The sequence below is a fragment of the Pararhizobium qamdonense genome (assembly GCF_029277445.1).
GTDB lineage: Bacteria > Pseudomonadota > Alphaproteobacteria > Rhizobiales > Rhizobiaceae > Pararhizobium > Pararhizobium qamdonense.
In genome coordinates, this window is sequence record NZ_CP119566.1 from 460,254 (window position 1) to 481,829 (window position 21,576).

The window sequence follows — 21,576 nt, forward strand, 5'->3', positions numbered from 1 at the left end:
CCTGCGGGGAGAGGGGACGACGGAGTTTGCGGCCTGGTCCCTTCTCCCCGTTAACAGGGAGAAGGCACCCGATAGGGCGGATGAGGGGCGCTGCTTCAGCATCGATTTGCTGTTTCACCAGGACAGCTCCCGTTTGCAATCACGCATTCGCTTGTGAAGGTCCCGTCACTGCGGCAATATCGTTTTTATGCGCTTCCTTCCCGTCCTCTGTTTTCTCTGTGGATTTTCAACGCCGGCGGCGGCCCAGCTGACGCTGTTTCCCGCACTTTCGGGCGATGTGGAGGCGCCGGCCGTCATTGTCTATTCCTCGCTCGACGAACCCCTGGCGCGTCCGATGATCCTCGGCTTCCAGGCGGCCAATCCGGATGTGGCGGTGCGTTACGAGGATATGCTGACCGGCGAGATCTACGACCGGATCGTGCGGGAAACCGATGCCGGCCAAAAGACGGCGGATTTTGCTTTCTCCTCGGCGATGGACCTGCAGGTGAAGCTCAGCAATGACGGCTATGCCCAGCGCAGCGACATGCCGATGAGCGGCCGCTGGCCGGCCTGGGCCAACTGGCGCAACACGGCCTATGCGCTGACCTTCGAGCCGGCCGTCTTCGTCTATCACAAGCCGAGCTTCACCACGGAAAAGCCGCCCTCGACGCGGGCGGAATTCGTCGATTATCTAAAGCGTCAGGGCAGCGCCGTGTTCGGCAAGATCGGCACCTATGACATCGAGCGCTCCGGCGTCGGCTTCCTGTTCATGGCGCGCGATCAGGAGCAGTTCGGCGATATCTGGTCGGTGATCCAGGCCATGGGGGCGGCCGGTGTGAAGCTCTATTCCACGAGCTCGGCCATTCTCGAGCGCGTCTCCGACGGCCGTTTCGTGCTCGGCTACAATATTCTCGGCTCCTATGCCGCCGATTGGGCCTCGCGGCATCCGGATGTCGGCATCGTGCTGCCGCGTGATTATACCGTCGTCATGTCGCGCATCGGGCTGGTGCCACAGGCGGCGGCAACGCCGGATCTCGGGCGGCGCTACCTGGAATTCTTCATGTCGCAGGAAGGCCAGACGATCATGGCGCGCGAATTGCAGATCCCCGCCGTCAGCCCGGACGTGGCAGGAGCCAATACCGCCAATACGATGCGCGAAATGCTGGGCGGCCAGTTGAAGCCGGTTCCCGTCAGCCCCGGCCTGATGGTCTATCTCGATCAGGTGAAGCGGGCGCGGCTGATCGCCCATTGGAACGAAGTTTTGCGGCTGCAGTAGACGAAGACCAAAAATTAAGGGACATTAATGCGGCAAGTCCCGCCCGATGTCAGGTAAATGTCAGCTTCATATGGTGGCTTGCGGTTCTTCATTATCCGTGGAGGCGGATGATCGAGGCGTATGGGAGGAGTTTCACCAGACCCGGCGTTAAGGCGAGCCTCAATGGCAGCCGTAGCTGATTCGACGTGAGCCATTCCCCGTCCGCAAAGATGAACAATGTGCGCGCCCAACACGCGAGTGCGCTTGACGGAGGACTACCCTTTGAAACAGTTTTTTCTGGCTTCCATTCTCGCTGGCGCTCTCGCCCTGCCGGCTGTTGCTGCTGACTACACCATCATCGCACCGGCCAATCCGGGCGGCGGCTGGGACCAGACGGCCCGCTCGATCCAGTCGGTGATGCAACAGGAAGGCATTTCCGGCAACGTTCAGGTCCAGAACGTACCGGGCGCCGGCGGCACGATCGGCCTTGCACAATTCGCCAGCCAGTCGGCCGGCAATGCCAATGCCCTGATCGTCGGCGGTTACGTCATGGTCGGCGCGATCCTCACCAACAAGTCGCCGGTCTCGCTCAACGACGTGACGCCGATCGCGCGCCTCACCGGCGAATATGAAGCCATCGTCGTTCCGGCGGATTCGCCGCTGAAGTCGATGGGTGATCTCGTCGAAGCGCTGAAGAAAGATCCGGGCGCGGTATCCTGGGGCGGCGGTTCGGCTGGTGGTACCGACCATATCGCTGTCGGCCTGATTGCCAAGGCAGCCGGCGTTGACCCGACCAAGATCAACTACATCGCGTTTTCCGGCGGCGGCGAAGCGCTTGCCGCCATTCTCGGCAGCCAGGTCACGGCCGGCATTTCCGGTTACGGCGAGTTCGAATCGCAGATCAAGGCCGGCACGCTTCGCCTGCTCGCCATGTCGAGCCCGGAGCGTCTGCCCGGCATCGACGCCCCGACCATCAAGGAAGGCGGCCTCGACGTCGTGGTAGAAAACTGGCGCATGGTTGCGGCCGCTCCTGGCCTGACCGATGAGCAGAAGGCTGCGGTTTCCGCCGATATCGAAAAGCTCGCCAAGTCGGCCGGCTGGCAGGAAACCTTGAAGACCAAGGGCTGGACCGATACCTATCTGGCCGGTGACGCGTTCAAGGCACAGCTCGCCAAGGACGTCTCTGCAACGGAAACTGTCCTCAAGGACATTGGTCTGGTTCAATGAGCAAGGGTAACACCCCTTCGACGCAGACACGCCGCCCTGACAGGGCGGCGCTTGTCATCGCCGTCTTTCTGGCCGCGCTTGCGGGGCTGATCTTCTGGGATACGTCCCGGCTTGCCAAGATCACCAGCTATTCCGGGATCGGGCCTGCCACCATCCCCTTCGTGATTGCCAGCGCGCTGCTGCTCTTGGCTGCATGGACGGTATTCGAGGCCCTGCGCGGTGAATTTCCGGCACGCGAGCGCCAGGAATTCGGCCCCGTGATCTGGATCGTCGGCGGTCTCGCCGCACAGATGCTGACGCTGAAGCCCTTGGGTTTCTCCATCGCCACCGGCCTCCTGTTTGCTGCGACAGCGGCCGGTTTCGGCAAGCGAAAGCTCTGGTTCACGATCCCGATCGGCATCGTGCTCTGTCTCGGCGTCTGGCTGGTCTTTGCCGGGTTGCTGCAGCTCTCGTTGCCCGCCGGTCCGCTTGAACACCTGTTTTGGTAAGGCGCTGACATGACCACATTCGATTTTCTCATGCAGGGCATGCTCGTCGCCGCCCAGCCTATGAATCTGTTCTATGCTCTGATCGGCGTGACGCTCGGCACAGCCGTCGGCGTTCTGCCGGGCATCGGCCCGGCGCTGACCGTGGCGCTGCTTCTGCCGGTAACCTACCGGCTGGACCCGGGCGGTTCGCTGATCATGTTTGCCGGCATCTATTACGGCGGCATGTATGGCGGCTCGACGACCTCGATCCTTCTCAATACACCGGGCGAGAGCGCCTCGATCGTCACCGCGCTCGAAGGCAACAAGATGGCCCGCAAGGGACGCGGTGGACCGGCGCTAGCAACGGCTGCCATCGGTTCGTTCGTCGCGGGCCTCATCGCAACGTTGGGGCTGGCCTTTATCGCGCCTTTCGTCGTCAAGCTGGCGCTGGTCTTTGGCCCGCGCGAATATTTCGCGCTGATGGTGCTGGCCTTCGTCACCGTGTCGTCCGCTTTCGGCGATTCGACGCTGCGCGGGCTCACCTCGCTGTTCATCGGCTTTGCGCTTGCCATTATCGGCATCGACCAGCTGACAGGCCAGGCCCGCATGAGCTTCGGTATTCCCGATCTTCTTGACGGGATTGAAGTGACGACGCTGGCGGTCGCGATGTTTGCCATCGGTGAATCGCTCTATATCGCTGCCCAGGGTTCGCAGGGTCCGGACAAGATCGAGGCGGTCAAGGGTTCCGTCTGGATGACCGGGCAGGACTGGGCGCGGTCGTGGAAAGCCTGGCTGCGTGGAACCGCCATCGGTTTCCCGATCGGGGCCATGCCGGCCGGCGGTGCCGAGATCGGCACGTTCCTCTCCTATGCGGCCGAAAAGCGGCTGTCGAAGCATCCGGAAGAATTCGGCCACGGCGCCATCGAAGGCGTCGCCGGTCCGGAAGCGGCCAACAATGCTTCGGCTGCGGGAACGCTGGTGCCTTTGCTGACGCTGGGCCTGCCGACCACCGCGACGGCGGCGATCATGCTGGCCGGCTTCCAGCAATACGGCCTGCAACCGGGTCCGCTGCTGTTTGCCACCAATCCACAGCTCGTCTGGGGCCTGATCGCCTCGCTGCTCATTGCCAACTTCATGCTTCTGGTTTTGAACCTGCCGCTGGTTGGCCTGTGGGTGAAGCTTTTGACGATCCCCAAGCCCTGGCTTTATGCCGGCATCCTGTTGTTTGCCACGCTCGGAACGATCGGCGCCAATCCGTCGGTCTTCGAACTCGGCATGCTTCTGGCGTTCGGTGTGCTCGGCTATGGCATGCGCATCTTCGGTTACCCGATCGCGCCTGTCGTCGTCGGCCTGATCCTCGGCCCCTTGGCCGAGCAGCAGTTGCGCCGTGCGCTTGCGATCAGCCAGGGTGATGTGACGGTGCTATTCACCTCCCCGGTCGCGGCCGTGCTGCTCGTCATTGCCGCCGCTGCCCTGATCGTGCCGCTGATCCTACGGGCGCGCGGGCGTGGCCAGGTGCTCTCGCAGCTTGCCGCAAACGAAGATTAACGGTTCCTCCCAAGACCGTTGCAGGAGAAGGCCCGGTTGACCATGTTAACCGGGCCTTCTCTATTTGCATGGCTGGGGTGAATTCCTGTGCATTGTAAACAAGGGTTGCAGACCGCATATTCATCTCGTCAACAAGACACAACAACTTAGGAAAGTGAGTTAAAGAGATGAGTGCCCCTAAATCTGCCCGAGGCTTTTTCGGTAATGCCATGGCCATCTTTGGCGCGGCCACGGCCGCTGCCGCAGCAGTAGAGGGCAACCGCCGTCCGCTGGACCGCGACCTCTATACACTCGGCATCAACCCGGCAAACTTCCATTCCGTCAAGCGCGGCTAATGTAATCGCTGCCATGCAATGAGAAAAGCCCGCCAGGAAACTGGTGGGCTTTTTGCGTTTCAGGCCGTCCTTCGCGCATGCCGATCTGACGAACGCCGCAGGCGGTCCGAACCAAAGTCCGGGCTGATGTCTAGATATGAAAAATGCCGCCCGCTTTTGACGGACGGCATTTCTGTTTGTGCAGGGTGGCTGGTGTGGTTAGTGCGCGCCGGCCAACTGTTCGCGGCGGTTGTGCTTGATCGACGACCAGAGCGAGATGCCGATGAGCGTTGCACCGCCAAGACCGGTGATGACTTCCGGAATATGGAAGAGCGTCTGGACATACATGATCACCGACAGGATCAGGATCGCGTAGAAAGCGCCGTGTTCCAGGTAGCGGTATTCGGCAAGCGTGCCTTTTTCCACCAGCATGATCGTCATCGAGCGCACATACATGGCGCCGATGCCAAGGCCGATGGCGATGATGAAGAGGTTCTGCGTCATGGCAAAAGCCCCGATAACACCGTCGAAGGAGAAGCTCGCATCCAGCACTTCAAGATAGATGAAGGCACCGAGACCACCCTTTGCCGCCGCATTCATCGTCTGCTGCGATGCATCGAGCAGGCCGCCGATGACTTCCACTGCAAGGAAGGTCAACAGGCCGTAGATGGCGCAGTAGATGAACGTGGTGGCCTCTTCGCCTTCCAGCAGCGAGGAGAAGCACAGGATCACGGTCAGCACGAAGGCGATTTCGACGCCCTTGATCGAGGCGAACCGCGACATGTTGCGTTCCAGGACCTGGATCCAGTGCACATCCTTCTCATGGTCGAAGAAGAATTTCAGGCCGACCATCATCAGGAACGTCCCGCCGAAAGCGGCGATCGGTAGGTGCGCCTCGTTCATGATACGGGCATATTCTTCCGGGCGTGCGGCGGCCAGCACAAGCGCCTCGATCGGCCCGATCTGGGCGGCGATGACGACGATCAGCAGCGGGAAGACGATCCGCATGCCGAAAACGGCAATGAGGATACCCCAGGTCAGGAACCGCTGTTGCCAGACCGGTGTCATTTCCTTGAGCTTGTTGGCATTGACGATGGCGTTATCGAAGGACAGCGAGATTTCCAGCACGGCAAGCACCGTACAAATGAAGAAGACCGTGGCCATGCCGCCGATCGTGCCTGTGGTCGTCCAGCCGAGCCAGGCGCCGAGCGCAAGACCAACGGCGGTAACGATGAAAGACCATTTGAAATAGCCGAGAGTGGATGTCTGGGGAGCGGTTGTCATGGCCGCACCTCCGCACCGAAGAGGCTAAATGCTGAATATCGGGAGACATCCCGCATGCCCTGAACGGCATGCGAGGAACGCATGAAAAGGAGTGTCATTTGCTTACAATCCGCCGGCTTATTTGCGGGGTAATACCGACATCACGAGAGCGCCGTAAATTCTCGCCAGAGGGGCCCGGTATCAGGTTTGCTCAGCAGGCGTGTTGTAATGCCCTGCACTGCTGAGTCCACGTTTACATAGCAAGCCTTTTGGCAACGTCAAGGGATGAGGCGGCAAAGTGCCTCACCTTTTACGGTAAGTTCGAGATATGTTCGCTGTGTGCGCGCATCGCGGCGGATGATTTCGAGGGGCGTACCGGGCCCGGTGAGCTGGTTGATTTCGCGCAGGACCAGGGCGTGGGCGATGCCGAACAGCTTTGCAAACGTGCGGCTATCGGCAGCGATCTCTTGATAGACTGCAGCGACGATACCCGCCGCCAGCGGCGAAAGTGCCGGGTCGAGTGTCCGTAGAGCATCGGCATAGGCGAGGAAGCCGGCCTCGGAAAAGTCCTCCGGCATTACGCGGCTTCTGCTGATGTATCCCTTGTGCGGAAGGATACGAGGACAGATTTCGATGTCGGCGTATCGCTTTCTTCACCGGCGCTCGAAAGCGGGACCAGGACGTTCAGTTCCGGATAATAGCCGGCAACGCAGCCGCGCGGAATGTCATAGGGTACCAGGCGGAAATCGCTGGCGGTGCGCAAGATGCCGTCATCATGCTTGCCGATCACATCGACGCGGCTGCCCGCCTCCGCACCGAGCTCAGCGAGGTCGGCGGGATTGATAAAGACGACGCTGCGTTCGCCATAGACGCCACGATAGCGGTCGTCCATGCCGTAGATCGTCGTATTGTACTGGTCGTGCGAGCGGAAAGTCTGCAGCACGAAGACGCCGTCCTGGCCACGGGCGACCTGATGTTCGATGGCGGCGGGAAGCATGCCGCTCCAGAAGGTGGCGCGGCCAGCCGGGGTTTCCCATTCCCGGTTTGCGGCGGCATTGCGCAGGTGGAAGCCGCGCGGCTTGCGGACGCGTTCGTTGTAATTTTCGAAACCGGGGATGACATTGGCGATGTGATTGCGGATCAGATCGTAATCATCGGCAAGCGCTGCCCAGTCTACCTTGACTGAACCGACAGTCGCCGCCGCGATACCGGCGATGATGGCGACTTCGGAGCGCAGTTCCGGCGAGGCCGGTTTGTTGATGCCGCCGGAGCCATGCACCATGCTCATGGAATCCTCGACGGTGACGATCTGGCTGACGCCCTTTGAGTTCCGGTCGATCTCTGTGCGGCCAAGGCAGGGCAGGATGAAGCTGACCTCGCCCGGCATCAGGTGCGAGTGATTGAGCTTGGTGGCGATATTGACCGTCAGCTTCTGCCGCGAAAGCGCCTTGGCAATGATCGGGCTATCGGGGGTGGCGCGGGCGAAATTGCCGCCAAGGCCGATAAAGGCTTTGGCAGAGCCATCCAGCATGGCGCCGATGGCGGCCAGCACGTTATGGCCCTCCTTGCGCGGCGCCTTGAAATCGAATTCCCGTTCCAGAGCATCGAGAAAGACGGCAGGCGCCTTCTCGTTGATCCCCACGGTGCGGTCGCCCTGCACGTTGGAATGTCCGCGCACGGGGCAGAGGCCGGCGCCCAGCCTGCCGATATTGCCGCGCAGCATCATGAAATTCGCGATCTCGCGGATGGTGATCACCGAATGCCGGTGCTGCGTCACTCCCATGGCCCAGGTGCAGATCACGCGTTCGGCGCCCAGATAGGTTTCGGCTGCGCGTTCCAGCTCCAGCCGCGTCAGGCCCGACTGATCCTCGATCTCGGCCCAGCCGGTCGCGTCGACAGCGGCCCGGTAGGCTTCAAAACCGGCGGTGTGCTGCGCCAGGAAATCACGATCGAGAATGGAAAGTTCGCCTGACGCAAGGGCTGCGTCATCGGCGGCAAAGACGGCCTTGGCCATGCCGCGCACGGCGGCCATGTCGCCACCGAGGCGTGGCTGGAAATAGTCGCTGGCAATCTCGGTCGAGCCGCCGCGCAGCATTTCCAGCTTGTCTTGCGGATCGGCAAACCGTTCCAGCCCGCGCTCGCGCACCGGATTGAACACTGCGATTTTTGCGCCGCGCTGTGCGGCACGGCGCAGGTCGCCGAGCATGCGCGGATGATTGGTGCCGGGATTCTGGCCGATGACGAAGATGGCGTCGGCCTTTTCAAAATCCTCCAGAAGCACGGTGCCCTTGCCGACGCCGACGGCCTGTTTCATGGCGATGCCGCTTGCCTCGTGGCACATGTTGGAGCAATCGGGAAAATTGTTGGTGCCGTAGAGCCGCACGAACAGCTGGTAGAGGAAGGCGGCTTCGTTGGAGGCGCGACCGGAGGTGTAGAATTCCGCCCGGTCGGGCGTGTCGAAACTGTTGAGGATGGCGCCGATCTCGGCAAAGGCAGCGTCCCAGCTGACACGTGTATAGGTGTCGGTGGCGCTGTCATAGCGCATCGGATGGGTGAGGCGGCCCTGCTGTTCCAGCTCGTAGTCGCTCCAGGATTGCAGCGCCGTGACGGTGTTTGCCGCGAAGAAATCCGGCGGCGTGCGCTTGTCCGTTGCCTCCCAGGCCACGGCCTTGACGCCGTTTTCACAAAATTCGAACGAGGATCCATGTTCGGGATCACCCCAGGCGCAGCCGGGGCAATCGAAGCCATCGGGCTGGTTTGCCTTCAACAGCGCACGCGCGCCCGAAATCGGCGAACCGCTTTCCAGAAGCCGCTTGCCGCAGCTTTTCAATGCACCCCAGCCGCCCGCAGCTTTGGAGGCTTTGCCGATGAAAACAGTCTTGCCCATGAACGCAGCGATCCCTGACGTGCAGCTGATAGAAGAAACGTGACCAAAAAAGAGGTCTTTAGAGGCTTTTGATGGAATTTCGCAGTTCATTCAAGGGTGCGCATCGCATGCGGCGATAGGAATTATCTATCAATCAGCTCCGTCCCAAGCGAGAGCACGCCTGAACAGCATTCCAATTGTTCATGGACCTATGCTTTTTCGCGACTGGATCGCCCGGCCGGAATGTGCGACTGGCACGCATTGCCGCCGGAATCCATGCCATGACCACTGAGACCCTTGCCCCTTCATCAAATGCCGCCCGCAACGGCGTGTTGATCATGCTCTTGGGCATGCTGATGTTCTCGCTCAACGACGTCATGGGGAAATGGCTGGTCTCGACCTATTCTGTTCCCCAGCTGATGACGATCCGCAGCATCGCCGCGCTGATCGTGCTGACGCCGTTTTTCATCAAGCGCGGCTGGCGCAGCCTCATCCAGGTCGACCGGCCGTGGCTGCATGCGCTGCGTTCGCTGCTGTTTGCCGTCGATGCATCGGCCTTCTATTTTGCGGTCGCCTATATGCCGCTGGCCGATGCGATGACCTATTGGCTGGCGGCCCCGATCTATGTCGCGGCCGCGTCGCCGTTCCTGCTTGGCGAAAAAGTCGGCTGGCGGCGGTGGACGGCGATCCTGATCGGCTTTGCCGGGGTCATCATCGCGCTGGAACCATCCGCCAAGAGCTTTTCGCTGCCGGCGCTGATCGCGCTGGTCGGTAGTGCCGCCTTCGCTTTTGCGCTGCTTTTGGGGCGGACCCTGCGGTCAACGCCTGATACGACGCTGATCTTCTGGCAGCTGAGCGGCGCGCTGATCTTTTCTCTGGTCGGCGTCGGGGCCAATACGGCCGGCTGGGCGCCACTCGATATGCAGGCGCTGTTTGCGCTCAGCCTTCTCGGCATCGTCGCGATGATGGCGCATCTTCTGGTCAGCCGCTCGCTGAAGCTTGCGGATGCGGCCACCGTCGTACCTTTGCAATATACGCTTCTGTTTTGGGCTGTGGTCTTCGGCTGGATGTTCTTCGGCGATACGCCGCGCTGGACCGTGCTCGTCGGCGCAGCGCTGATCATCGCGTCCGGCCTGTTCATCTTCTTCCGCGAACAGCAGTTGAAGCGCCAGAGCGCGATCAACAACTAGCCGGGATCATTAGAGCCTCATTGATCGTACGAGGCTCTAAGGCCGCTGGGCGCCGGTCGCGGTCACGTAGATCGAATAGACGGATTGCGTCGCGGTGATGAACAGCCGGTTGCGGCGGGCGCCGCCGAAGGTGAGGTTGGAAACGCCCTGCGGGATGCGGATCTTGCCGAGCAGGGTTCCGTCCGGGGCAAAACAATGTACCGCATGGCCGCCGCTGGTCCACAGATTGCCGTTGGTATCGACGCGGAACCCGTCCGGCCGGCCTTCGTCGAGATGGCAGAAGACCGAGGAATTGGTGAGCCGCGTGCCCTCAACATCATAGACCCGGATATGGGCCGGGGCCGTATCGTCCGGGTTGGTGCCGCTATCGGCGACATAGAGCCTGGTTTCGCTGGGCGAGAAGGCAAGTCCGTTGGGCTGGAGGACATCGCTGGCCACCGCCGTCAATTCACCTGTGCCCGGATCAAGCCGGTACACACTGCGCTTGTCCTGTTCCGGCGCTGATTTATAGCCCTCATAGTCCGACAGGATGCCGTAGGTCGGATCGCTGAACCAGATGCTGCCGTCGGAGCGCACGACGACGTCATTGGGCGAATTCAGCCGCTTGCCCTCGAAACTGGCGGCCAGCACCGTGATCGAACCGTCGGTCTCGGTGCGGGTGACGCGGCGGGTGCCGTGTTCGCACGAGATCAGCCGCCCCTGCCGGTCGCGGGTATGGCCATTGGCGAAATTCGAGGGATACCGGTAGACCGATACGCCGCCGTCCGGCACCCAGCGCAGGATGCGCTGATTGGGGATGTCGCTCCATAACAGCTGCTGGGCGTCATCGAACCAGACAGGGCCTTCGGCCCAGCGGCAGCCGGAATGCAGTTCCTCGAGAGCGGCGCTGCCGACGATCAGTGACCGGAAGCGCTGGTCGTGGATTTCGTAAAGTGATGGGCTGGTCACGATCGTGCTCCATTTCCGGCGCTGTGCGTCCGGCTTTGCGGGCAATCTAGCGCATAAATTTTCGGACTGTAATTGGTGGATGGAAATAAGCGCAGGGCGGGGAGTTCAGTGTAAGTGGATGCCACCCTCCTCTGCCGGCTGTGCCGGCATCTCCCCCGCAAGGGGGGAGAGTATTCTTTTCCGGCGCAGGGGTTTTCCGTCGAACCGCTATGCCGTGAAGGCGGCGCTCATCAGGGTCTGGGTGTAGGTTTCGCGCGGGGCCTGGAAGATCGCGTCGGTATCGCCTTCCTCGACGATCTTGCCATTCTTCATCACGACCACATAGTCCGACATCGCCTTGATCACCGAGAGATCGTGGCTGATGAAGATGTAGGACAGCCCGTGCGCTTTCTGCAGATCACGCAGGAGATCGATGACTTGGCCCTGGACGGAGCGATCGAGCGCCGAGGTCGGTTCATCCAGAATGACGACCTTCGGCTTCAGGATGATGGCGCGGGCGATGGCGATGCGCTGGCGCTGGCCGCCGGAGAATTCGTGCGGATAGCGGTTGCGGGCGGCCGGATCGAGGCGGACCTCCTTGAGCGCTTCGATGGCCCGCTTGTCACGCTCGGCGCGGCTCAGCTGCGGTTCGTGGACATAAAGGCCTTCGGTGATGATCTCTCCGACCGTCTGGCGTGGCGACAGCGAGCCGTAGGGGTCCTGGAACACCAGCTGCAATTGCCGGCGCAGCGGCCGCATGGCGGAGCGGCCGAAATCGGAAATATTGGCCGTTCCGAACTGATAACGGCCGGAACTCGGCACCAGCCGCAGAAGAGCGCGGCCGAGTGTCGACTTGCCGGAACCGGATTCGCCGACAATGCCGATCGTCTGGCCTTCCTTCAGCCGGATGTTGACGCCATCGACGGCGCGGAAGACACCGGCCGAGCGGCCGAACAGACCGCCGCCGGTGGCATAATCGACTGAGACATTCCGGCCTTCGAGAATGACCGGTGCCGTCTGTGGGGGCGAAGCCTTGCGGCCGTGCGGTTCGGCGGCAAGGAGCATCTTCGTGTAGTCGGCCTGCGGACGCTCGAAGATATCGGCCGTCGTTCCGGTCTCCACCACCTCGCCGCGGCGCATGACCGCAACCCTGTTGGCAAAATGTTTGACGATCCCGAGATCGTGGGTGATCAGCACCACCGCCATGCCGAATTTCGCCTGCAGCGAATTGAGCAGATCGAGGATCTGCGCCTGGATGGTGACGTCGAGCGCCGTTGTCGGTTCGTCGGCAATCAGGATGTCGGGATCGTTGGCAAGCGCCATGGCGATCATGACGCGCTGGCGCTGGCCGCCGGACATTTCATGCGGGTAGCTGTCGATGCGGCGCTTGGCATCGGGAATGCCGACCAGTTCCAGCAGTTCGAGCACGCGGGCGCGGGCCTGCTTGAACGTGCCGCCGCGATGGTGGACGATCGGTTCGGCGATCTGGCGGCCGATCGTATAGAGCGGGTCGAGCGAGGTCATCGGCTCCTGGAAGATCATGGTGATCTTGGCGCCGCGCACGGTGTTCAGCGCCTTCAGCGGCAGTCCGACCAGCTCTTGGCCGCGATATTTCGCCGAGCCGGTGACCCGGCCGTTGCCGGCCAGAAGGCCCATGATGCCCATCATTGTCTGGCTCTTGCCGGAGCCGCTCTCGCCCACCACGGCCAGCGTCTCGCCGGCCTTGATGTCGAGATCGATGCCCTTGACCGCCTGCACGTCGCCATCCGGCGTCGTGAAGGTGACCCTGAGGTCGCGCACGGCGAGGATTGTTTCCTGTTTATCAGTCATATCAACGGTCCTTCGGGTCGAGCGCATCGCGCAGGCCGTCACCGGCGAAATTGAGCGAGAACAGGGTGAGGACGAAGAAGATCGCCGGGAAGATCAGGAGCCAGGGTGCCGACTGGATATTGTTGGCACCTTCGGCAATCAGCGCACCCCAGCTTGTCAGCGGCGCCTGAACGCCAAGGCCGAGGAAGGACAAAAAGCTTTCCAGCAGAATAACCTTCGGCACGACCACGGTGACGAAAACCACCACCGGTCCGATCGTGTTCGGGATGATGTGGCGGCGGATGATCTGCCAGTCGGTCAGTCCCAGCGCCTGCGCTGCACCGATGAATTCCCGCCGTTTCAGGGCGAGCGTCTGGCCGCGCACGATGCGGGCCATATCCAGCCATTCCACCGCGCCGATGACAAGGAAGATCAGAATGAACGAGCGTCCGAAGAAGACGACCAACACGACGACGAGGAAGACGAAAGGCAGCGAATAGAGGATTTCGACGAACCGCATCATGACATTATCGACGCGGCCGCCAATATAGCCGGAGGTCGCGCCATAGAGAACGCCGATGCTCAGCGAAACCAGGCTGGCCAGCAGCCCCACGGCGATCGAGATCTGGCCGCCAAGCATGACGCGGGCCATCAGGTCACGGCCGTTGGAATCCGTGCCGAACAGGAAATATTCCCGCGAAACGCTGCCGGTGAGTTTCAGCGTCTTGCCATCGTCTTCGGTGGCGGCGATCTGCGTGCTGTCGAATTCGTTGGCGCGGTCGAAATAGCGCGTGGTGCGCGGATCGATCGGCGTGGCTGACGTCACGGTGGCGGTGAACGTCTGGCCTTCGACGGCAAATTCCTTCAGATCGACGCGCGCCCGTGACGCTACGCCTTCCATCACCGCCTGCAGGCTCGATGCGTCCGGCCGGGGCTCGACGCTTGGCGGGATCGAGACATAGGACGGGAACACCTGGTCATAGCTATGGCTGATGAAATAGGGGCCAAGGAAGGAAAACAGGGTGATCAGCAGCAGCGTCACGCAGCCGGCCATGGCGGCGCGGTTGCGGCGAAAACGCATGGTGGCGAGCTGAAACAGGCTTCTGCTGGCCGTTTCCGGCGGCAGTTGCGTGGTGACGATATCAGTCATGGCGAACCCTCGGATCGAGAAGGCCGTAGAGAATGTCGACCAGAAGATTGAAAACGATGACGAAGATGGCAATCAGCACCACGGTGCCCATCACCAGCGTATAGTCGCGGTTGATCGCCCCCAGCACGAAATAGCGTCCGACGCCAGGAATGGTGAAGATCGTCTCGACAACAGCCGAGCCGGTGAGCAGGGCCGCAGCCGCCGGCGCCAGATAGGACACGACCGGCAGCATGGCGGCGCGCATCGCATGGGTGATGACCACTGTGCGCGAAGGCAGGCCATAGGCGCGCGCGGTGCGGATATGATCGGTATGCAGCGCCTCGATCATCGAGCCGCGCGTCAGCCGCGCAAACACCGCAAGCTGCGGCAAAGCAAGCGCGATCATCGGCAGGATCAGAAAGCGCAGCGAACCGTCGCCCCAGCTGCCGGCGGGAAGCCAGGACAGCGTGATGGCAAAGATCAGCGTCAGCACGGGGCCGACGACGAAGTTCGGTATGGTGACACCCATGGTCGAGACCGACATGATGAGAAAGTCGAGGGCGCTGTTTTGCCTGAGGGCGGCGATCGTGCCGGCGAGAACGCCGCCAAACAATGCAAGCACCAGGGCGTAGAAACCAAGTTCCATCGAATAGGGCAGGCCCTTGCCGATCAGCTCGGCGACGGTGTTGTCCTTGTAGATGTAGCTCGGTCCGAAATCGCCGGTCACGGCATTGCCGATATAGGCGAGGTACTGGTTCCAGAGCGGCTGGTCCAGGTGATAGGTCGCCATCAGGTTCGCCATCGTCTGCGGCGGCAGCGGGCGTTCGAGATTGAAGGGGCCGCCTGGGGCGAACCGCATCAGGAAAAAGGAAATCGTGACGACGATGAACAACGTCGGCACGGCGCTCGCAAGGCGGCGCAGGACAAAGGAGATCATGGGGCTTTACTCTCTGACCATGACGCGCGGCGACAAGCCGTTGCCGCGCGTCAAAGTTCCATTATTCGGCGATGCTGAGGAACTTGCTCAGATGCTCGTTGGCAGCATTATCCTGCCAGCCCTTGATTCTGTTCGATACCAGCCAGAGTTCCGCCTGGGCCAGCAGCGGCGCGACAGGCTGTTCCTTCATCAAAAGGGTTTCGGCGTCGTGAAGAAGCTTGGAGCGGACAGTCGGGTCCTGCTCCGTGTAGGACGACTTCATCAGGGCGTCGAAATCCTTGTTCTCGAAGTGACCGTAGTTGAAGGTCTTGTTCGCCGAGACGCTCAGTGCCAGGAAGTTTTCGGCATCGGCATAGTCGGCCACCCAGCCCGCACGGGCAACGTTGAACTTGCCGCCTTCCTGCAGGTAGGCATAGTGCGAGGAGACGTCGAGATTGACCATCGACACCTTGGCGCCGAACGTGTTCTTCCACATGTCGGCAACGGCCGTGGCGACACGTTCGTGGTTCGGGTTGGTGTTGTAGCGGATTTCGATGTCGAGCGGCTTGCCGCCTTCGCCGTACCCGGCTTCCTTCATCAGCTTGAGGGCTTCATCCTCGCGGTCGAGCTGCGACTTGTCGGCAAAATCGGCCTTTGAAGGCTCGCCGTAATTCTCCATGCCCGGAGGAACCATCGAGTAGGATGGCAGCTGGGAGCCGCTGTAGATTTCCTTTGCAAGGAAGTCGCGATCGACGGCCATCGACAGGGCGCGGCGGACGCGGACATCGCTATAGGGCTCCTGGCGCGTATCGAAGGCATAATAGTAGGTCGCCAATGCCGGAGAGACATGCACCTGGTCTCCGAGCGAGCCACGCAGGCGTTCCAGCTGGTCAGCCGAGAAATTATAGGCGAGGTCCATTTCCTTGGCCTCGAAGCGGCGCACGGAGGCAGCCTGATCGTCGATCGGGTAGAAGATCACCTTGTCGATCTTGACGTTGTTGACGTCCCAATAGGATGGGTTCTTCTCGACCGTGAGCGTGTCGTTTGGCACATGGGCTGTCAGCTTGTAGGCCCCGTTTGAGACCATGACGCCTGGCTTGACGAAGTCGGCACCGCTCTTTTCGAAGCTGGCCTTGGAGATCGGCAGGGCGGTCTGGTGCGCGAGAAGCTCAAGGAAGAATGGCGTCGGACGCTCCAGTGTGATTTCCAGAGTCTTGTCGTCGATGGCCTTTACACCGAGCTGATCGACCGGCACTTCGCCCTTGTTGACCTTTTCGGCGTTCTTGACCGGGAAAAGAATGTTGGCGTAACCGGCTGCAGTCTTCGGATCTTCGACGCGCTGAAGAGAGAACACGAAATCCCCGGCGGTAACCGGAGAGCCATCCGACCACTTTGCGTCGGCGCGCAGCTTGAAGGTATAGACGAGACCATCGTCTGACAGATCCCAGGTTTCGGCTGCACCCGGGACGATCTTGCCGGCGGCGTCATAGATCGTCAGGCCTTCGAAAAGGTCCTTCAGGATGAAGGCTTCGATATTGATCGAGGTGTGGGCCTGATCGAGCGTCTGCGGCTCGCCGGCATTGCCGCGGTGCAGGACGGTTTCGGCGAGCGCCGGGCTCGCGCCAATCAGAATTGATCCCAGCAGCATTGCCGTACGGAGGTTGATTTTTGCCAATGTCATTTTGTTCTCCTTCCCCTCTTTTAGGTTGTGAAGCGGCGATAGAATGCCAATTCTTTTCCAGTGGCAAGGCTCTAAATGTCGCCTCCGGCACTGAAATGTCGCTCGCGGACAGGTCATTCTAGCGCGTCGGTTGCATTTCAATCGCAGGCTTTTCGGGCGGAATTCGACGGCGTGAGCCCGCTCCTCGAAGGTTGTTTTGCGGCATCTGCGCAAGCTTGGCCATTATTTGCGGCTGTTTACGTAATATGCGTGCGTGCAAAGGCGGATTGCGACGGTGATCGTGCGCAACGCCACTTTCGTGGTTTCGCGGACCCGCCTGACGAAGCGCGTGCAGGAACGGCGCGTGACGGTTCGATAACAATCAAAAGCTGTCCTTGCGGTGTAGACAAAAAAATACAGGATAATTTGCCTCTCGGGCTCGACCTGTAACGTTTCCGTACGCTGAGCACCCGCATTTCCGTTTGCGCGGCGGTTGCCAAACCCGGATCATCAATTATGGTGCCAGGCAAATCCGCCCCGCAATTCGCCAGGAGGCCTGGTCGCGATACCAGTTGGCTATTGTGGGGAGTGCTTCTGCTCAGGCGGAGAATAACATATGCGTCATCATGATCAGGACGGATGGCGCTGAGACAATGGGAGACTTTCGACGATGGCATTGATCACCTTGCGGCAGCTTTTGGACCACGCCGCTGAAAACAACTACGCGCTGCCCGCGTTCAACGTGAACAATCTGGAATATATTCAGGCCGTGATGCGCGCCGCCGATGCCACGGATTCTCCGGTCATCCTGCAGGCCAGCCGTGGTGCCCGCGCCTATGCCGGCGATGCTTTCCTGCGTCACCTGATCCTGGGCGCCACCGAAGAATACCCGCATATCCCGGTCTGCCTGCATCTCGACCATGGCGACCAGCCGTCGACCTGCATTTCGGCGATCACCAATGGCTTCACCTCCGTCATGATGGACGGCTCGCTTCTGGCCGACGGCAAGTCGATCGCCTCCTATGAGTATAATGTCGATGTCACCGCCGAAGTGGTGAAGATCGCCCATGCCGCCGGCGTATCGGTCGAAGGCGAGCTTGGCTGTCTCGGCAACCTGGAAACGGGCGCCGGCGAAAAGGAAGACGGCCATGGCTTCGAAGGCAAGTTGTCGCGCGAGGAATTGCTGACCGATCCGGAGCAGGCTTTCGATTTCGTCGAAAAGACCGGCGTCGATGCGCTCGCCGTCGCCATCGGCACCAGCCACGGCGCCTACAAGTTCACCCGCGCGCCGGATGGCGAAATCCTGTCGATCGACACGATTGCCAAGATTCACAAGCGCCTGCCGAACACGCATATGGTCATGCACGGTTCGTCCACGGTGCCGCAGGACCTGCAGGACCTGTTCAACGAGTTTGGCGGCCAGATGAAGCAGACCTGGGGCGTTCCGCTGGCCGAGATCCAGAAGGCCATTCCGCTGGGGGTCCGCAAGGTCAATATCGACACCGACCTGCGCCTTGCCTTCACCGGCGAAATCCGCAAGCATCACCTGCAGAACCCGGACAATTTCGATCCGCGCAACTACCTGAAGCCGGCGACGGCCCGCATGGTCGAAGTCTGCAAGGAGCGCTTCATTGCCTTCAATGCGGCGGGACAGGCATCGAAAATCCGCGTCAAGCGTCTGCCCGACATGGCAAAGGCCTATTCAAAGGCGGTCTGACGACGCATGGTGGCGGAAGGTGCTTCCGCCACATCCCGCTTTAAGGGCAAACTGATGAGCTTTCCGCTGTTTGATCTGGCCGGCCGGCGCGCGCTGATCACCGGTTCCAGCCAGGGTATCGGGTTTGCGCTGGCGGAGGGGCTTGCGGCGCATGGCGCCGAGATCGTCGTCAACGGCCGGGATGCCGAAAAGGTCGCGGCCGCCGTTACCGCTCTGCGGGACAACGGCCATGTCGCTAATGCCGCCGCCTTCGATGTCACCAGCCGGGATGCTGCGGCTGAGGCTGTCGGCATTATCGAGAGCGAAATCGGCGCGATCGATATCCTGATCAACAATGCCGGAATGCAGTTCCGTTCGCCGCTCGAAGACTTTCCCGCCGACAAATGGGAACAGCTGCTGGCAACGAATATATCCAGCGTGTTTTATGTGAGCCAGGCCGTTGCCCGTTTCATGATCGGCAGGGGCCGGGGCAAGATCGTCAATATCGCCTCGGTGCAGAGCGAACTCGCCCGGCCCGGCATCGCGCCCTACACGGCGACCAAAGGTGCTGTCAGGAACCTGACGCGCGGCATGTGCGCCGATTGGGCCCGGCACGGATTGCAGATCAATGCCATCGCGCCCGGCTATTTCCGGACGCCGCTCAATCAGGCGCTGGTGGACAATCCGGAGTTTTCAGACTGGCTGGAAAAGCGTACACCCGCGGCGCGCTGGGGAAATGTCGAAGAGCTTGTCGGCTCGGCAGTCTTTCTCGTCAGCAACGCGTCTTCCTTCGTGAACGGACACACGCTCTATGTCGATGGCGGTATCACAACCTCTCTCTGAAAATTCGCTTCTGCCGGTCATCGTCATGGGTGTCAGCGGCTGCGGCAAGACCTCGGTCGGCGAGCGGCTGGCGAATGCATTGAACTGCCGGTTCATCGAGGGTGACAGCCTGCATCCGCCCGCCAATATTGCCAAAATGTCGGCGGGTATCCCGCTTTCCGACGAGGATCGCTGGCCGTGGCTCGATCTCATCGGCGGCCTGATTGGTGAGAGTGTCGCGCGCGGCGAGCGGGTGATCGTCTCCTGTTCGGCGCTGAAGAAAATCTATCGCGACCGGTTGCGGGCTGCGGCCGGCGGGCGTCTGGCCTTCGTTTTCCTGGAGGGATCGCGGGCGGTTTTCGACCAGAGGATGAAGGCCCGCGCCGGGCATTTCATGCCGGCATCGCTGCTCGACAGCCAGTTTGCCACGCTTGAGCCCCCGACGGGCGAACCCGGCGTCGTGACCGTCGATGTCGATCTGCCACTGGCCGGTATCGTTGAGAAGGCTCTCGCCGGATTGCAAGATTTGCCGGCGCGCTGAGGCTGCGCCTGGGGCGAAAGCGCTTTACAACGCTGCCCGCCTTTGATTTGTCAGGCGGCAGGATTGTCTGGATTCAAGGGAAGAGAAGAGATGAAACTTTTGCGCTACGGGCCGGCCGGCTCCGAAAAACCGGGTATTCTCGACACGGATGGCCAGATCCGGGACCTCAGCAGCGTTATCGCCGATGTCGGCGGCGATGCGATCAGCGACATGGGCTGGGCTGATGGCCTGGATATTGGCAGCCTGCCCCTGGTTGGCGGCAGCCCGCGCATTGGCGCTTGCGTCGCCGGTACGGGCAAATTCATCTGCATCGGCCTGAACTATGCCGACCATGCCGCCGAGACGGGGGCCACGGTGCCGCCCGAGCCGGTGATCTTCATGAAGGCGACCTCTGCCATCGCCGGCCCGAACGATGATGTTCTCATCCCGCGCGGATCGGAAGCGACGGACTGGGAAGTCGAGCTGGGCGTGATCATCGGCAAAAAAGCCAAATACGTATCGGAAGCGGATGCGATGGAGCATGTCGCCGGCTATTGCGTCATCAACGACGTCTCAGAGCGCGATTTTCAGACCAAGCGTTCCGGACAGTGGACGAAGGGAAAGTCCTGCGACACCTTTGGCCCGACCGGCCCATGGCTGGTGACCAAAGACGAGGTTGCCGATCCGCAGAACCTGAAGATGTGGTTGACGGTCAACGGCGTCAGCAAACAGAACGGGTCGTCGAAGACCATGGTCTACGGCGTCGCGCATGTCGTCAGCTATCTCAGCCAGTTCATGACCCTGCATCCCGGCGATATTATCTCGACGGGAACGCCGCCCGGCGTGGGCATGGGTTTCAAGCCGCCGCAGTATCTCAAAGACGGCGATGTCGTCGAACTCGGGATCGAAGGCCTCGGCACGCAGAAGCAGACTTTCGTCGCCGACGTTTGACGGCAGTTCCATAGGGGCTTGGCGCCGCGCCCTCAGATTGCTGCGAGACCAAAATTCGGCTATTTGTTGAGAGCGGTATTCACAGTCCCCGTCATCCCTGCCCTTGTGGCGGGGATCCAGCGACCCGACGTCAATAGGGTCAAAAGACTCTTTCAGCTCAAGGACTTGAGCTGACTGGATTCCTGTGACGAGCACAGGAATGACGGAAATATTTGGCAATCGCATACATTTCCCAAATGACCTGCAACATGCCCAGAAAACTGCCTTTGTCAGCCCTTTTTCATGCCTTCAGGTTTCGATCTTCAGCTTGACGCGGTCGGCGGCGAAGCGGGTGCGGGAGAACTGCACGGGCACGCCACCGGGATCGGCATTGATGGCCGTCGCCTCAATGACGATGGCGCCGGGCGACAGGCGAAGCAGCGCCAGTTCTGACGCGTCGGCGTGGCGGGCGACAAGCTCGGTCGAGACCCGCACATAGTCCGCCAGGCCCTGTGCCGCAAAGGCCTTGGTGATCGAATGCAGCTGTTCGAATTGTTCGGCCATGGCCGGAAACCGGCTTTGCGGGAAGAAGCTGGTGGAACAGGAGACCGGCCGCCCGTCGGCGCTGCTGACCAGATCGAGCTGGATACAGAGCGCGCCGGGATCGACCTTCAGTCCTTTCGCGACGTCGCCTGCGGCCGGTAGTATTGCCTTGTTCAGCAGTTTCGCCTCGGTCTCGCGGGCCTGATCGCCAAGCCCTTGCGAAAAGCGGGTGCGCCGCGAAATCGGGAAACTCAGCCGCTCCTTGCGCTGGATCATCGTGCCCCGGCCCTGGATGGCCTGGACCAGGCCCTCATCCCCCAATGCTGCCAGGGCGCTGCGCACCGTGTGGCGGTTGACGCCGAATTGTACGGCAAGCACCGTTTCCGGCGGCACCATGCCGGTTTGATCATAATCACCATTGCTGATCGACAGCCGGATAAGATCGGCGATCTGGCGCCAGAGGGCGACGCCGGTTTGGCGCTCGACCGCTTTTTTCGCATTCATGTCACAAGCCC

The 21,576-nt window shown here is 61.2% G+C and carries 19 protein-coding genes; 10 read left to right on the plus strand and 9 right to left on the minus strand.

The features are described from left to right. The first annotated feature begins 187 nt into the window (after window positions 1–187). The 5 genes from PYR65_RS02280 to PYR65_RS02300 all read left to right on the plus strand — a co-directional run bounded on the left by PYR65_RS02280 (window position 188) and on the right by PYR65_RS02300 (window position 4,811). Window positions 188–1,255, plus strand: a complete 1,068-nt coding sequence (locus PYR65_RS02280; protein WP_276119746.1) for an ABC transporter substrate-binding protein — start codon at window positions 188–190, stop codon at window positions 1,253–1,255. Window positions 1,256–1,516: 261 nt separating this feature from the next. Beyond that, a complete protein-coding gene (locus tag PYR65_RS02285; protein ID WP_060638565.1) occupies window positions 1,517–2,461 on the plus strand; it encodes a Bug family tripartite tricarboxylate transporter substrate binding protein in 945 nt (314 codons plus the stop codon). After that, entirely contained in the window at window positions 2,458–2,949 is a 492-nt protein-coding gene (locus PYR65_RS02290) for a tripartite tricarboxylate transporter TctB family protein (protein WP_276119747.1), read from the plus strand. The genes PYR65_RS02285 and PYR65_RS02290 overlap by 4 nt, the downstream gene beginning before the upstream one ends. Before the next feature lie 9 nt (window positions 2,950–2,958). Then, window positions 2,959–4,476 carry a tripartite tricarboxylate transporter permease gene (locus tag PYR65_RS02295; RefSeq protein WP_060638563.1) on the plus strand — a complete coding sequence of 506 codons (1,518 nt, stop codon included), beginning with the start codon at window positions 2,959–2,961 and terminating at the stop codon, window positions 4,474–4,476. A gap of 209 nt (window positions 4,477–4,685) precedes the next feature. Further along, the gene (locus PYR65_RS02300) at window positions 4,686–4,811 is read left to right on the plus strand and encodes a hypothetical protein (protein ID WP_276121133.1); all 126 of its coding nucleotides are present in this window, start codon (window positions 4,686–4,688) and stop codon (window positions 4,809–4,811) included. Window positions 4,812–5,009: 198 nt separating this feature from the next. On the opposite strand, the gene PYR65_RS02305 is transcribed toward PYR65_RS02300, so the two are convergent. From PYR65_RS02305 to PYR65_RS02315, 3 genes are all read right to left on the minus strand, one after another. After that, window positions 5,010–6,074 (minus strand): DUF475 domain-containing protein, encoded by a 1,065-nt coding sequence (locus PYR65_RS02305; protein ID WP_276119748.1) that lies wholly within the window; start codon window positions 6,072–6,074, stop codon window positions 5,010–5,012. Window positions 6,075–6,331: 257 nt separating this feature from the next. Further along, a complete protein-coding gene (locus PYR65_RS02310; RefSeq protein WP_276119749.1) occupies window positions 6,332–6,631 on the minus strand; it encodes a hypothetical protein in 300 nt (99 codons plus the stop codon). Continuing rightward, window positions 6,631–8,940, minus strand: coding sequence for an FdhF/YdeP family oxidoreductase (locus PYR65_RS02315; RefSeq protein ID WP_276119750.1), 2,310 nt, complete (start codon window positions 8,938–8,940; stop codon window positions 6,631–6,633). The genes PYR65_RS02310 and PYR65_RS02315 overlap by 1 nt, the downstream gene beginning before the upstream one ends. Before the next feature lie 260 nt (window positions 8,941–9,200). Between PYR65_RS02315 and PYR65_RS02320 the strand changes: the two genes are divergently transcribed. Further along, window positions 9,201–10,109: a DMT family transporter gene (locus PYR65_RS02320; RefSeq protein ID WP_276119751.1), complete on the plus strand. Its 909-nt coding sequence runs from the start codon at window positions 9,201–9,203 to the stop codon at window positions 10,107–10,109. 36 nt (window positions 10,110–10,145) lie between these two features. Here PYR65_RS02320 and PYR65_RS02325 read toward each other — a convergent pair whose 3' ends face one another. The 5 genes from PYR65_RS02325 to PYR65_RS02345 form a co-directional block, all read right to left on the minus strand. Then, window positions 10,146–11,057 (minus strand): SMP-30/gluconolactonase/LRE family protein, encoded by a 912-nt coding sequence (locus PYR65_RS02325; RefSeq protein ID WP_276119752.1) that lies wholly within the window; start codon window positions 11,055–11,057, stop codon window positions 10,146–10,148. A 207-nt stretch (window positions 11,058–11,264) separates the two neighbouring features. Next, entirely contained in the window at window positions 11,265–12,866 is a 1,602-nt protein-coding gene (locus PYR65_RS02330) for an ABC transporter ATP-binding protein (protein ID WP_276119753.1), read from the minus strand. A 1-nt stretch (window position 12,867) separates the two neighbouring features. Further along, complete coding sequence (locus PYR65_RS02335; protein WP_060638557.1) at window positions 12,868–13,995, minus strand: ABC transporter permease; 1,128 nt, start codon at window positions 13,993–13,995, stop codon at window positions 12,868–12,870. Then, window positions 13,988–14,911 carry an oligopeptide ABC transporter permease OppB gene (gene oppB, locus PYR65_RS02340; RefSeq protein WP_060638556.1) on the minus strand — a complete coding sequence of 308 codons (924 nt, stop codon included), beginning with the start codon at window positions 14,909–14,911 and terminating at the stop codon, window positions 13,988–13,990. The genes PYR65_RS02335 and oppB overlap by 8 nt, the downstream gene beginning before the upstream one ends. A 61-nt stretch (window positions 14,912–14,972) precedes the next feature. After that, window positions 14,973–16,571 carry a peptide ABC transporter substrate-binding protein gene (locus tag PYR65_RS02345; protein WP_276119754.1) on the minus strand — a complete coding sequence of 533 codons (1,599 nt, stop codon included), beginning with the start codon at window positions 16,569–16,571 and terminating at the stop codon, window positions 14,973–14,975. Window positions 16,572–17,220: 649 nt separating this feature from the next. On the opposite strand from PYR65_RS02345, the gene fba reads away from it, so the two are divergent. The 4 genes from fba (at window position 17,221) to PYR65_RS02365 (ending at window position 20,539) form a co-directional block, all read left to right on the plus strand. After that, window positions 17,221–18,267 carry a class II fructose-bisphosphate aldolase gene (gene fba, locus PYR65_RS02350; RefSeq protein WP_060638554.1) on the plus strand — a complete coding sequence of 349 codons (1,047 nt, stop codon included), beginning with the start codon at window positions 17,221–17,223 and terminating at the stop codon, window positions 18,265–18,267. Window positions 18,268–18,321: 54 nt separating this feature from the next. After that, on the plus strand, window positions 18,322–19,089 hold the full coding sequence (locus tag PYR65_RS02355) for an SDR family oxidoreductase (protein ID WP_060638661.1): 768 nt from the start codon (window positions 18,322–18,324) through the stop codon (window positions 19,087–19,089). Next, the gene (locus PYR65_RS02360) at window positions 19,058–19,609 is read left to right on the plus strand and encodes a gluconokinase (RefSeq protein WP_407951267.1); all 552 of its coding nucleotides are present in this window, start codon (window positions 19,058–19,060) and stop codon (window positions 19,607–19,609) included. The genes PYR65_RS02355 and PYR65_RS02360 overlap by 32 nt, the downstream gene beginning before the upstream one ends. Window positions 19,610–19,699: 90 nt before the next feature. Further along, window positions 19,700–20,539: a fumarylacetoacetate hydrolase family protein gene (locus PYR65_RS02365; RefSeq protein WP_276119756.1), complete on the plus strand. Its 840-nt coding sequence runs from the start codon at window positions 19,700–19,702 to the stop codon at window positions 20,537–20,539. Window positions 20,540–20,827: 288 nt separating this feature from the next. On the opposite strand, the gene phnF is transcribed toward PYR65_RS02365, so the two are convergent. Next, a complete protein-coding gene (phnF, locus tag PYR65_RS02370; RefSeq protein ID WP_276119757.1) occupies window positions 20,828–21,565 on the minus strand; it encodes a phosphonate metabolism transcriptional regulator PhnF in 738 nt (245 codons plus the stop codon). Between the last annotated feature and the right edge of the window lie 11 nt (window positions 21,566–21,576).

Coding starts and splice junctions, on each gene's coding strand:
- PYR65_RS02280 (WP_276119746.1), top strand. CDS start 188: ATGCGCTTCCTTCCCGTCCTCTGTTTTCTCTGTGGATTTTCAACGCCG.
- PYR65_RS02290 (WP_276119747.1), top strand. CDS start 2,458: ATGAGCAAGGGTAACACCCCTTCGACGCAGACACGCCGCCCTGACAGG.
- PYR65_RS02295 (WP_060638563.1), top strand. CDS start 2,959: ATGACCACATTCGATTTTCTCATGCAGGGCATGCTCGTCGCCGCCCAG.
- PYR65_RS02300 (WP_276121133.1), top strand. CDS start 4,686: ATGGCCATCTTTGGCGCGGCCACGGCCGCTGCCGCAGCAGTAGAGGGC.
- PYR65_RS02305 (WP_276119748.1), bottom strand. CDS start 6,074: ATGACAACCGCTCCCCAGACATCCACTCTCGGCTATTTCAAATGGTCT.
- PYR65_RS02310 (WP_276119749.1), bottom strand. CDS start 6,631: ATGCCGGAGGACTTTTCCGAGGCCGGCTTCCTCGCCTATGCCGATGCT.
- PYR65_RS02315 (WP_276119750.1), bottom strand. CDS start 8,940: ATGGGCAAGACTGTTTTCATCGGCAAAGCCTCCAAAGCTGCGGGCGGC.
- PYR65_RS02320 (WP_276119751.1), top strand. CDS start 9,201: ATGACCACTGAGACCCTTGCCCCTTCATCAAATGCCGCCCGCAACGGC.
- PYR65_RS02330 (WP_276119753.1), bottom strand. CDS start 12,866: ATGACTGATAAACAGGAAACAATCCTCGCCGTGCGCGACCTCAGGGTC.
- PYR65_RS02335 (WP_060638557.1), bottom strand. CDS start 13,995: ATGACTGATATCGTCACCACGCAACTGCCGCCGGAAACGGCCAGCAGA.
- oppB (WP_060638556.1), bottom strand. CDS start 14,911: ATGATCTCCTTTGTCCTGCGCCGCCTTGCGAGCGCCGTGCCGACGTTG.
- PYR65_RS02345 (WP_276119754.1), bottom strand. CDS start 16,571: ATGACATTGGCAAAAATCAACCTCCGTACGGCAATGCTGCTGGGATCA.
- fba (WP_060638554.1), top strand. CDS start 17,221: ATGGCATTGATCACCTTGCGGCAGCTTTTGGACCACGCCGCTGAAAAC.
- PYR65_RS02355 (WP_060638661.1), top strand. CDS start 18,322: ATGAGCTTTCCGCTGTTTGATCTGGCCGGCCGGCGCGCGCTGATCACC.
- PYR65_RS02360 (WP_407951267.1), top strand. CDS start 19,058: ATGTCGATGGCGGTATCACAACCTCTCTCTGAAAATTCGCTTCTGCCG.
- PYR65_RS02365 (WP_276119756.1), top strand. CDS start 19,700: ATGAAACTTTTGCGCTACGGGCCGGCCGGCTCCGAAAAACCGGGTATT.
- phnF (WP_276119757.1), bottom strand. CDS start 21,565: ATGAATGCGAAAAAAGCGGTCGAGCGCCAAACCGGCGTCGCCCTCTGG.